The organism is Curtobacterium sp. 458, from assembly GCF_030406605.1.
In the GTDB taxonomy this organism is placed as follows: Bacteria; Actinomycetota; Actinomycetes; order Actinomycetales; family Microbacteriaceae; genus Curtobacterium.
Genome location: NZ_CP129104.1, coordinates 3,003,674 through 3,015,001, shown reverse-complemented (window position 1 = coordinate 3,015,001; position 11,328 = coordinate 3,003,674). Strand labels below are relative to the sequence as shown.

General features: G+C 71.4%; 9 protein-coding genes. 6 read left to right on the top strand and 3 right to left on the bottom strand.

What is annotated here, in order from left to right; all coding sequences use genetic code 11:
• Positions 1 to 27 precede the first annotated feature (27 nt).
• On the bottom strand, positions 28 to 2,508 hold the full coding sequence (locus QPJ90_RS14600; protein ID WP_290131892.1) for a DNA topoisomerase IV subunit A: 2,481 nt from the start codon (positions 2,506 to 2,508) through the stop codon (positions 28 to 30).
• A gap of 26 nt (positions 2,509 to 2,534) precedes the next feature.
• Here QPJ90_RS14600 and QPJ90_RS14595 point away from each other — a divergent pair, with 26 nt between their 5' ends.
• Entirely contained in the window at positions 2,535 to 3,701 is a 1,167-nt protein-coding gene (locus QPJ90_RS14595; protein ID WP_290131891.1) for a nucleotide pyrophosphatase/phosphodiesterase family protein, read from the top strand.
• A 99-nt stretch (positions 3,702 to 3,800) separates the two neighbouring features.
• Here QPJ90_RS14595 and sepH read toward each other — a convergent pair whose 3' ends face one another.
• Entirely contained in the window at positions 3,801 to 4,820 is a 1,020-nt protein-coding gene (gene sepH, locus QPJ90_RS14590; protein WP_290131890.1) for a septation protein SepH, read from the bottom strand.
• A gap of 264 nt (positions 4,821 to 5,084) precedes the next feature.
• Between sepH and QPJ90_RS14585 the strand changes: the two genes are divergently transcribed.
• A complete protein-coding gene (locus tag QPJ90_RS14585; RefSeq protein ID WP_031272446.1) occupies positions 5,085 to 5,384 on the top strand; it encodes a DUF4193 domain-containing protein in 300 nt (99 codons plus the stop codon).
• 296 nt (positions 5,385 to 5,680) lie between these two features.
• Here the strand turns inward: QPJ90_RS14585 and QPJ90_RS14580 are convergent, their stop codons facing one another.
• On the bottom strand, positions 5,681 to 6,112 hold the full coding sequence (locus QPJ90_RS14580; RefSeq protein WP_290131889.1) for a DUF3093 domain-containing protein: 432 nt from the start codon (positions 6,110 to 6,112) through the stop codon (positions 5,681 to 5,683).
• Between the two features lie 78 nt (positions 6,113 to 6,190).
• Here QPJ90_RS14580 and dut point away from each other — a divergent pair, with 78 nt between their 5' ends.
• The 4 genes from dut (at position 6,191) to QPJ90_RS14560 (ending at position 11,222) form a co-directional block, all read left to right on the top strand.
• The gene (dut, locus tag QPJ90_RS14575; RefSeq protein WP_290131888.1) at positions 6,191 to 6,682 is read left to right on the top strand and encodes a dUTP diphosphatase; all 492 of its coding nucleotides are present in this window, start codon (positions 6,191 to 6,193) and stop codon (positions 6,680 to 6,682) included.
• Complete coding sequence (locus QPJ90_RS14570; protein WP_290131887.1) at positions 6,679 to 7,398, top strand: DUF3710 domain-containing protein; 720 nt, start codon at positions 6,679 to 6,681, stop codon at positions 7,396 to 7,398. The genes dut and QPJ90_RS14570 overlap by 4 nt, the downstream gene beginning before the upstream one ends.
• Positions 7,399 to 7,415: 17 nt before the next feature.
• Positions 7,416 to 8,261 carry a DUF3159 domain-containing protein gene (locus tag QPJ90_RS14565; protein WP_290131886.1) on the top strand — a complete coding sequence of 282 codons (846 nt, stop codon included), beginning with the start codon at positions 7,416 to 7,418 and terminating at the stop codon, positions 8,259 to 8,261.
• A gap of 129 nt (positions 8,262 to 8,390) precedes the next feature.
• On the top strand, positions 8,391 to 11,222 hold the full coding sequence (locus QPJ90_RS14560) for an aconitate hydratase (protein WP_290131885.1): 2,832 nt from the start codon (positions 8,391 to 8,393) through the stop codon (positions 11,220 to 11,222).
• Positions 11,223 to 11,328 lie beyond the last annotated feature (106 nt).

The following is an 11,328-nucleotide window of genomic DNA, read 5'->3' as shown; positions in this document are numbered from 1 at the left end:
GGCAGCGCGGCGCCGCCTGCCGCGCGCCTACGCCTCGCCCGCGGTCCCGTCGAGCGCGGCCGCGCTCCCACCGATCGTGCCGATGACGGCGTCGAGCGGACTGCCCGAGCCGTCGCGCTTCGACAGCCAGTCGGGCAGGGTCCGTGCTGCGCCGTCCGTGCCCACCGCGTGCGGCGGGGCGATGCCCGCCCACGCCACGGTCAGACCGTCCTCGCCCTTCAGGAACGCGTGCGCCCGGACGCCCTGGGTCGCGCGGCCCTTCGCCGGGAACTCGGACAGCGCCGACACCTTGGCGCGCCCGTTGTCCGTCCCGGGCAGCGCGGCCGACGACGTCGACACGGTTGCCACCACGGCGTCGTCGGAGCGGGGGACCGACCCGAACCAGATGACCGATGCACCGGCAGCGAGCGCGACCCCGGCGACGCCACCGGCGGGCAGCCCCTGCGGCCGGACGCCGGACGCCGGGAACCGCAGGAGCTGGGCGTTCGAGGTGATGAACACGAGGTCGTCGTCCTCGGGCGCCTGGACTGCGCCGACGACCGAGTCACCCGGCTTGAGGCCGATCGCGACGACCTCGGGCTTGTCCGGCCACGCACCGGCGACGACGCGCTTCACGACGCCCTGGGCGGTGCCGATCGCGACGGAGTCCTCACCGGTGAGCGCGAGGAGCGCCACGACCGTCTCGGTCCGGGGCACGCCGAGGTACTCCGACACACGCACGCCGGCGTCGAGCCGGACGGACGCCGGCGGCACCGCGGGGACGTCGACGGGGGAGAACCGCACGACCCGGCCGGTCGACGTCAGCGCGCCGAGCTGACCACGGACGGTGGAGACGACGGACGACCGGACGGCATCGTGCTTCGAGCGCTTCGGCACCCGCACGATCCCCAGGTCGGTGTCCGGGATGTCGACGCGGACGAGCCGCCCGGTGGTGGAGAGGATCACCCGGCACGGCGAGTCCGCGATCTGCAGTGATTCGGGGTCGACCGCGGCCTTGCGACCACCGCGGACCGGGGCGTCGGCCTCGGTCAGGAGGGTCCGGCGTGGCGTCGCGAACCGGTCGGACACCTCGGTGAGCTCGAGCGACACCTGCGCGCGGAGCCGCTCGTCGGACCCGAGGAGCTCCTCGAGCGCGGCGATGTCGGCGAGGAGCTGGTCGCGCTCGCCCTCGAGCTCGAGGCGGGAGAACTTCGTCAGGCGGCGGAGCCGGAGTTCGAGGATGTACTCGGCCTGCACCTCGGACAGGTCGAACACGGTCTGCAGCCGGGAGCGCGCGGCCTCGGAGTCGTCGGAGGACCGGATGACCTCGATGACCTCGTCGATGTCGAGGATCGCGATGAGCAGGCCCTCGACGAGGTGCAGCCGTTCACGACGCCGTGCCAGCCGGTACTCCGACCGTCGCGTGACCACGGACAGACGGTGCCGCACGTAGACGTCGAGCAGGTCCCGGAGGCCGAGCGTCCGCGGCGAGCCGTCGACGAGTGCGACGTTGTTGATGCCGAAGCCGTCCTCGAGGGGGGTGTGCTTGTAGAGCTGCTCGAGCACGGCGGTCGGGTTGAAGCCGGACTTGATCTCGATCACGAGCCGCAGCCCGTGGTTGCGGTCGGTGAGGTCCTTCACGTCGGAGATGCCGACGAGCTTCTTCGACTGGACGCCGTCCTTGATCTTCTCGATCACGCGCTCGGGGCCGACGAGGTAGGGGAGCTCGGTGACGATGAGCCCGGCCTTGCGCGGCGTGAGGTTCTCGACGCTGACCTTCGCCCGGGTGCGGAACGAGCCGCGGCCGGTGGCGTAGGCGTCACGGACCCCGGAGAGCCCGACGATCGTGCCGCCACCCGGCAGGTCCGGCCCCGGTACGAACTCCATCAGCTCCTCGAGGGAGGCCTGCGGGTTCATGAGGAGGTGCTTCGCCGCCTCGACGACCTCGCCCAGGTTGTGCGGCGCCATGTTCGTGGCCATGCCGACCGCGATGCCGGACGCGCCGTTGACGAGGAGGTTCGGGAACGCCGCCGGCAGGACACCGGGCTGCATGATCTGGTTGTCGTAGTTCGGGACGAAGTCGACGACGTCCTCACCCAGGCCCTCGGTCATCGCCATCGAGGGTTCGGCGAGCCGTGCCTCGGTGTAGCGGGCCGCGGCGGGGCCGTCGTCGAGGGAGCCGAAGTTGCCGTGGCCATCGACGAGCGGCACCCGCATCGTGAACGGCTGCGCCATGCGGACGAGGGCGTCGTAGATGGCGCTGTCGCCGTGCGGGTGCAGCTTGCCCATCACCTCGCCGGTGACGCGCGCGCTCTTGACGTGCCCGCGGTCGGGTCGGAGGCCCATCTCGGCCATCTGGTAGAGGATGCGGCGCTGCACGGGCTTGAGGCCGTCGCGTGCGTCGGGGAGCGCCCGGGAGTAGATGACGGAGTACGCGTACTCGAGGAAGGAGCCCTGCATCTCCTCGGAGACGTCGACGTCCTCGATGCGTTCACCGTCGGGCAGGCCGACTGCTTCCGTGCGTGCCATGGCACCCTTCTGCGAGACTGGGGGGAATGGGAACCAGCGTACCGACGGCCCCCGACGCCGCCGCGAACCTCGCCGACGTCTTCCCGAGTTGCCTCGTGGCGCTCGGCGCTGCGGACGACGCGTGGTTGCGATCACTCGGCCTGGAGGCACGGATCGCCCTCCGCCCCGCCCGCTCGGCGGTCGTCGTGCTGGTCGACGGGCTCGGCTCTGCCGCGCTCTCGGCGCGCGCCGGGCACGCGCGGTGGCTGGTCGCCCCGCCCGCGAGCGGCTCCGCGAAGAAGCTGCGGAGCGGGTTCCCCACGACGACGGCCGCGGCGCTGAGCACCCTCACGACCGGTCGACCGCCCGGTTCGCACGGGGTCGTCGGCTACAGCGGGTGGAACCCGGACACCGAGCGCGTGATGAACCTGCTCAGTGGGTGGGACGACGAGGTGCCGGCGGACTGGCTGCTCGGCCCGACGCTCTTCACCGAGGCCGCGGCGCTCGGCGTCGACCCGGTCGTCGTCGGCCCCGGGCGGTACCGGTCGTCGGGCATGACGGCGAGCGTCCTCGGCGGCGCGCGGTACGTGTCCGCCGACTCGATCGCGCAGCGCGTCGACGCCGCCCTCGCCGAGACCGCGACGGGCCGCTCCCTCGTCTACCTCTACGTGCCCGAGCTCGACTCGGTCGGGCACAAGCACGGGTGGCAGTCCGACCGGTGGACCGCGGCGCTCGAGCTGCTCGACGGCGAGCTCGCCCGCTTCGACCGTGCGCTCCGCCCGGACGTGGGGGTCGTCGTGACGGCCGACCACGGCGTGCTCGACGTCCCGGAGCACGCGAACCTGCCGATGGACCCGGCGCTGCTGACGGACGTCGTCGGGGTCGCCGGAGACCCGCGCTGCCGGCAGCTCGCCGTCGCGCCGGGCACCGACGTGCGGGACCTCGTCGGCCGCTTCCGGGCCCGCTACGGGAAGAAGGCGTACGTCGCGACCCGTGCCGAGGCGATCGAGGCCGGGTGGTTCGGTGTCGTGGCACCCGAGGTCGTCGACCGCATCGGCGACGTCGTGCTCGTGGCCCGCGGCTCGTGGGCGTTCAACGACGACCGGGCACTCCGTCCCGGGGAGGTCCCGAAGCGCATGCTCGGGCAGCACGGCGCGATGACCGACGAGGAGACCTTCGTCCCGCTCCGCCTCGCCGGCGCCTTCGCCGGCTGACGACGCGACCGAACGCGGCCGCCCGCGGATGCCCTGGACGGGACCGGCCCCGTCACGCGCGGTGCGTGACGGGGCCGGGCCGTGCCTCCAGGGCGGGGATCAGGCGGGGTCCTCCGGGCGCGTGCCGAAGACGATCTCGTCCCAGCTCGGCATCGAACGGCGGCTCCGCTTCTTCCGGTCGCGCGCCTCGGGTTCCGGGGCCGACGACGGACGTGCATCGGGCTGCGGGGCGGTGTCCGACGAGTCCTCGAAGCCGTGCAGCGGCACGTCGACGACGCTGATCGAGGTCCGGCGGGGCTCCTCCTGGTGCTCCGTGAACGACGCGGCCTCACGCTCACCCCGGCGGCGACGGAGGGCCTCGAGCAGGTCGGCGGTCTCGTTGCCGGGAGCGCGCTCCTCGGGAGCGGCCGCGCCGATGCGCGGGAGCGGGGCGCGGAGCGGGGCACGCTCGGCGACCTCGGGGTTCGTGAGCTCCTCGTCGGCGGACTCGACCCGGAAGGCGCCGGAGTCGAAGCGGGTGCCGTCGGCGTCCTCGTGCTCGAACTCGACCGCGCGGAGGCGGGGCGCGATGCCCTCGTCGTCGGTGTGCGAGAGCCTGTGCGCGTCGCCGTTGTCGGGCACGAGCGTCGAGGTCTTCGGGTCGAAGCGCCACTGTGCGTCGTGCTCGACCTCGTCGACGGCGTAGCGGACGCGGACCTGCCAGCCGGTGTCGACGTGCTTCCACGACGCCCACTGCACGCTCGACGCCTCGCCGGCCTCGAGCTTGGCGGTGATCGCCTCACCGAAGGTGTCGGGCGCCTCGTCGTCGACCGGGGTCACGGACACGCGGCGGGCGGCGTCGAGGATGAACGCGCGCTCGGCGAGCACCGGGCCCTCGAAGCGGCGGACGTAGTCGACGTCGACGTCGAGCGCGGCCGCGACGTCGGCGGCGTCGGCACCACCGCGGATGCGCGCCTGCACGTCCTTCGGTGACACGCGCTTCTGCGGTCCGCCCTCGGGGTTCGCCTGCCGGACCTGGCCCGGGAGGGACGAGGTGACGGGCAGCCGGTACTCCGTGCCGCCGTCCGTCGCGAGCAGGAGTGCGCCCGACTCCACTCCGATGACTCTCAGGTCCTGCATGGTTCCGCCTTCCGATGCGTGCGTACGGTCGTGCGTCGTACCCCGTGAGTATGCAGCGCGCGGACCCCGATCCCGGGGAGGCGCACGGCGTGCCGCGAGGTGCGGTCCACGGCTCCGGACAGTGCGGGAATGGCGGGGGTCGACGGCGGGTTGCAGCGCCAGAACGAACCGCCGGGACGTTCGGTTTGCACTCCGGCGGGTCGTGGTGCAAACTGTCGCCGCCGATCACCGGCGACGACCTCTCGATACGAGAAATGGATGGGCATGGCCACCGATTACGACGCCCCCCGGAAGACCGACGACTCCTCGGACTCGGAGTCGATCGAGGCTCTGAAGGAGCGCGTCCCCGACAAGATGTCGGGCGTCGTCGACGATGATTCCGACAACCCGGGCTCGTTCGAGCTCGCCGGTCAGGACCTCTCCGACGTCGACCTCGACGTCGTCGTCCTCCCGCCCCAGGTCGACGAGTTCACCTGCGTCGAGTGCTTCCTCGTGAAGCACCGCTCGCAGCTCGACCACGAGTCGAAGCTCGGCCCGGTGTGCGCGGAGTGCGCCGCACTGTAAGCACGCGATCCTCGAGACCCCGTCACCCTCCGGTGGCGGGGTCTCCTGCGTGTCCGGCCTCGCGGCGCGGCTGCCGAGTCTCGTGGCGCCGATGCCGAGTCTCGTGCAGGCGGACGAGTCTCGTGCTCGTGCGCACGAGCGTCGTCCGCCACGCCGAGTCTCGTGCGGCTGGCGGCTGGCGGCTGGCGGCCTGCGGCGTGCGACCAGCGCGTGCGCGCCGCGCCCGGCGCGACGAGCAGACGGACGGGAGGCCCGTGGCGGGCCCGCCACGAGCCTCCCGTCCGTCAGATCGCGGGTCAGGCGCGGAGCGCCGCCACCACCTCGTCCGGACGACGGACGCTCACCAGCCAGTAGGGGGTCGGGTCGGCCTCGTCGCGGACCTCGACCTTGACGACGCCCCGGACGTAGCCGCGGAAGAGCGTCCAGGCACGGGCGTCGAGCTGCGGTCCGCGCTGAGCAGTGGCGTCGGCGCCGGTGAAGCCCTCGACCTCACCGACGAGCTCCCGCGGCAGGTGTGCCCGGCCGGCACGGAACTCGGTCTCCGTGACCTCGACCGTCGGGGCGAGCGCCCAGAGGAGCACGAGCACCCCGATCTCCATCCCGATCGCCACGAGCACCCCGGCGAGCACGCTGATGGGGAGGAAGACGAGCAGGCTGGCGGGGATCACGAGGGCCGTCGCCAGGTAGAGCGCCGGCGGGGCCCAGAGTCGTTCGCGGTACAGGGTCACGAGACCATCCCACCACGACTCGGGCTGCGTCCTCACCGCACATCACGGAACGGTCACGGTCTGCACTACCCTCGTCACGTGACCGAACCAGTCGACGTCCTCTGGACCGGGGAGAACCCGCCCCACTACGCCCACCCCGGGGACGCCGGCGGCGACCTCGTCTCCGCCGAGGCCTTCGTGCTGCAGCCCGGGGAGCGTCGACTCGTCGGCACCGGCCTGCGGATCGCCCTGCCCGAGGGGTACGCGGCGTTCGTCGTCCCGCGGAGCGGACTCGCGGCGAAGCACGGCATCACGATCGTGAACTCGCCCGGCACCGTGGACGCGGGCTACCGCGGCGAGGTGAAGGTCGCGCTGCTCAACACGGACGCCTCCGAACCGTACGAGGTCCACGTCGGCGACCGCATCGCGCAGGTCGTCGTCATGCCCGTGCCCCGGGTCGTGTTCACGCGCGTCGACGAGCTGCCCGAGAGCGTCCGCGGCCAGGGTGGGTTCGGCTCCTCGGGCTACGGTGACCGGAGCGGTACCGTCAGCAGCGCCGCAGAGAACGTCCAGGAAGGATCCCGCGCATGAAGTTCGGCCGCCGCAAGCGTGACGAGGTCGAGGTGGCGGACGCCGTCGCCGACGAGGTGGAGGTCGCCGAGACGACCCCCGAGGTGGACATCGCCACCGACGCCGACGCCGACCTCGACGAGGTGGACGCGGTCGCACCGACCGACAAGTCCGCCCCCGAGGACCGCGCCGAGAACGGCCCGCACGACGAGACCGAGGCGAACCTGGTCCGTCCGTACGTCGACCTCGGCGGGGTGAAGGTGCTCCCGCGCGAGGGCCTGCACCTGCGACTCGAGGTCGAGGAGGGCTCGCAGCGCGTCGTCGCCGTCGGGCTCGACTTCGACGAGTCGACGCTCCAGGTCCAGCCGTTCGCCGCGCCCCGTTCGACCGGCCTCTGGCACGAGATCCGCGCGCAGATCGCCGAGCAGATCGAACGCCAGGGCGGCGAGGTCACCGAGGTCGACGGCCCGTTCGGCCCCGAGCTCCGCGCCCAGGTCCCGGTCGCGAACGAGGACGGGGTCACCGAGGGGGCGCGTCCGGCGCGCTTCGTCGGCGTGGACGGTCCGCGCTGGTTCCTCCGCGGGGTCATCGCCGGCAAGGCCGCCGAGTCCCCGGACGACGCCGCCGACATCGAGGAGCTGTTCCGCAGCGTGGTCGTCGTGCGCGGCACCACGCCCATGCCGCCGCGCGACCTCATCCCGCTGCACATGCCGAAGTCGACGCAGTCGGCGATCTGACCCCGCCTGGAGGCACGGTGCCGGACCACGACGACACCCCCCGACCCGACGGGGTCGCGCCCGACGGGATCGCACGCGACGGGGTCGCGCCCGACGGGCTCGCCTCCGACAAGGTCGCGCCCGACGACGACCGCTTCGCGGCGGAGCGCGCCGAGCCGCTGTCGCTGAACGCCCAGCTCCGCGACGCCGTCCGGAACGCCGGCATCGGCCAGGTCGCCCCGGGCGAGGCGCCGTCCGGCCGTGCGCTGCTCACGGCGGTCGGTGGTGTCCGGGGCCTCGCGGAGTCGGTGCTGCCCGGGTTCGGTTTCCTCATCGTGTACGCGGTGACGAAGGAACTCGTCCCGAGCGTCGTGATCCCCGTCGTCATCGGCCTCGTCTTCGTCGTGCTCCGGCTCGTGCAGCGGCAGTCGCTCGCGATGAGCTTCGCGGGCATCCTCGGCGTGGCGATCTCGGCGGGTCTGGCGCTGCTGACCGGGAAGGCCGAGAGCAACTTCATCCCGGGCATCGTCATCAACGTGGTCTGCCTCGTCGTGCTGCTCGTGACGCTCGCGATCCGGCGGCCGCTCATCGGGCTGATCGTCGGACTGCTGCTGCCGCAGGACGAGGACGGCACCGGGACCGACTGGCGCGCCGACCCGGGGAAGCGCCGCGTCCTGACCGTCGCGACCTGGATGTGGGTCGGGCTGTTCGCGCTCCGGCTGCTCATCGAGATCCCGCTGTACCTCACCGCGCAGGTCGAGCTGCTCGCCGGCATCAAGCTCATCACGGGCGTCCCGCTGTACGCCGCGCTGCTCTGGGTGACGTGGTTGCTCGTCCGGACGGTGTTCCGGCACGAGGACGAGGACGACACCGCCACGGTGTAGAGTTGTCTCGACATCGAGATACTTTCCGCCGGACCCTCGCGGGCTGGCGGGTTTAGGTTTGCCTTGCTGGTGGGACGTTCTGCGGCCCGCTTGGATGGGGGCACACCGATCAACCAGGGAGGCGGCACAGTGGCTGCAGTCAACAGCTTCGGCTCGAAGGACACGCTGTCGGTTGGGGGTGTCGACTACGCGATCCACCGGATCGACACGGTGCCCGGGCACGAGAAGCTCCCGTACAGCCTGAAGGTGCTGCTCGAGAACCTCCTCCGCACCGAGGACGGTGCGAACGTCACCGAGGAGCAGATCCGCGCCCTCGGTTCGTGGCAGCCCGACGCCGAGCCCGACACCGAGATCCAGTTCTCGCCGGCCCGCGTGGTCATGCAGGACTTCACGGGCGTCCCGTGCATCGTCGACCTCGCCACCATGCGTGAGGCGATGGCGCAGATCGGCGGCGACCCGAACAAGATCAACCCGCTGTCGCCGGCCGAGATGGTCATCGACCACTCCGTCGTCGCGGACCTCTTCGGTCGCGAGGACGCCCTGCAGCGCAACACCGACCTCGAGTACGAGCGCAACGGTGAGCGCTACCAGTTCCTCCGCTGGGGCCAGACCGCGTTCGAGGACTTCAAGGTCGTCCCGCCCGGCACCGGCATCGTGCACCAGGTGAACATCGAGTACCTGGCGAAGGTGACCTACACGCGCGAGTTCGACGGCGAGCTGTACGCGTACCCGGACACCCTCGTCGGCACCGACTCGCACACCACGATGGTGAACGGCCTCGGCGTGCTCGGCTGGGGTGTCGGCGGCATCGAGGCCGAGGCGGCCATGCTCGGTCAGCCCGTGTCGATGCTCATCCCGAAGGTCGTCGGCTTCAAGCTGTCCGGGTCGATCCCGGCCGGCGTCACCGCGACCGACGTGGTGCTCACGATCACGCAGGAGCTCCGCAAGCACGGCGTCGTCGGCAAGTTCGTCGAGTTCTACGGCGAGGGTGTCTCCGAGGTCCCGCTCGCGAACCGCGCGACCATCGGCAACATGAGCCCGGAGTTCGGCTCCACGGCCGCGATCTTCCCGGTCGACGCCGTCACGCTCGACTACCTGCGCCTGACCGGTCGCTCCGAGGAGCAGATCGCCCTGGTCGAGGCGTACTCGAAGGCCCAGGGCCTCTGGCACGACCCGTCGGTGGAGCCCGCGTACTCCGAGTACATGGAGCTCGACCTGTCCACGGTCGTCCCGTCGATCTCCGGCCCGAAGCGACCGCAGGACCGCATCGAGCTGTCGAAGGCCAAGGACCAGTTCGAGGTCGACCTCGAGAACTACGCCACGGCCGACCACTCGCAGCAGGACAAGGCCGTCGCCGACACCTTCCCGGCGTCCGACCCGGTGGCCGCGGCCCCCGGTGACGAGCACGCCGTGCAGGACGACGAGTACGCCCAGCCGTCCGAGACGCACGTGTCGAGCGCGCCGACCACGATCACGAAGCCGACGAGCGTCACCGTGGGCGACGGCGACGCGTTCACGATCGACCACGGCGCCGTCGCGATCGCCGCGATCACGTCGTGCACGAACACGTCCAACCCGTCGGTCATGATGGCCGCCGGCATCCTCGCGCGGAACGCCGCGAAGAAGGGCCTCAAGGCGAAGCCGTGGGTGAAGACCACCCTCGCGCCCGGCTCGAAGGTCGTCACCGACTACTACGAGAAGGCCGGTCTCACCAGCTACCTCGAGGACCTCGGCTTCTACACGGTCGGCTACGGCTGCACCACCTGCATCGGCAACTCGGGCCCGCTGCCCGAGGAGATCTCGCAGGCCGTGCAGGACAACGACCTCGCCGTCACCGCGGTGCTCTCGGGCAACCGCAACTTCGAGGGCCGCATCAACCCCGACGTGAAGATGAACTACCTGGCCTCGCCGCCGCTGGTCATCGCGTACGCCCTCGCCGGCTCGATGCACTTCGACTTCGACAACGACGCCCTGGGCACTGACCAGGACGGCAACGACGTCTTCCTCAAGGACATCTGGCCCGACGCCGGCGAGGTCCAGCAGGTCATCGACGACTCGATCGACACCGAGATGTTCACCCACGAGTACGGCTCCGTGTTCGAGGGCGACGACCGCTGGAAGAACCTGCCGACCCCGACCGGCGACACCTTCGAGTGGGACAGCGAATCGACGTACGTCCGGAAGCCTCCGTACTTCGAGGGCATGACCATGCAGCCGGACGCGGTCTCGGACATCTCCGGCGCCCGCGTGCTCGCGAAGCTCGGCGACTCGGTCACGACCGACCACATCTCGCCGGCCGGGTCGATCAAGGCCGACAGCCCGGCGGGCCAGTACCTCGCCGAGCACGGCGTCGACCGCAAGGACTTCAACTCCTACGGCTCGCGCCGCGGCAACCACGAGGTGATGATCCGCGGCACGTTCGCGAACATCCGTCTGCGCAACCAGCTGCTCGACGGCGTGGAGGGCGGCTACACCCGCGACTTCACGACGCCCGACGGCGCGCAGTCGTTCATCTACGACGCCTCGCAGCACTACCAGGAGCAGGGCATCCCGCTCGTCATCTTCGGCGGCAAGGAGTACGGCTCCGGGTCGTCCCGTGACTGGGCGGCGAAGGGCACGAACCTGCTCGGCGTCAAGGCGGTCATCACCGAGAGCTTCGAGCGCATCCACCGGTCGAACCTCATCGGCATGGGCGTCGTCCCGCTCCAGTTCCCCGCGGGTGAGACGGTCGAGTCCCTCGGTCTCGACGGCACGGAGGTCGTCTCGATCTCCGGCCTGACCGAGCTCAACGAGGGTCGCACGCCGAAGACCGTGCACGTCACAGCCGAGCCGAGCGAGCACTCGTCGGCGGGCAAGCAGACGGTCGAGTTCGACGCGGTCGTCCGCATCGACACCCCCGGAGAGGCCGACTACTACCGCAACGGCGGCATCCTGCAGTACGTGCTCCGTTCGCTCGTTTGAGCAGCGCCCGTACCGGTCGCTGACGCGACCACCTGACGGACTGGAGGCGCGGTGCCAGCTGGCACCGCGCCTCCAGTCCGTCGCCCGGTTGCGTGGATAGTGTGGG

Bases quoted from the DNA above. Each gene is read 5' to 3' on its own strand.
- QPJ90_RS14570 (WP_290131887.1), top strand. From the start codon at position 6,679: ATGAAGTTCGGCCGCCGCAAGCGTGACGAGGTCGAGGTGGCGGACGCC.
- QPJ90_RS14600 (WP_290131892.1), bottom strand. From the start codon at position 2,508: ATGGCACGCACGGAAGCAGTCGGCCTGCCCGACGGTGAACGCATCGAG.
- QPJ90_RS14585 (WP_031272446.1), top strand. From the start codon at position 5,085: ATGGCCACCGATTACGACGCCCCCCGGAAGACCGACGACTCCTCGGAC.
- sepH (WP_290131890.1), bottom strand. From the start codon at position 4,820: ATGCAGGACCTGAGAGTCATCGGAGTGGAGTCGGGCGCACTCCTGCTC.
- QPJ90_RS14595 (WP_290131891.1), top strand. From the start codon at position 2,535: ATGGGAACCAGCGTACCGACGGCCCCCGACGCCGCCGCGAACCTCGCC.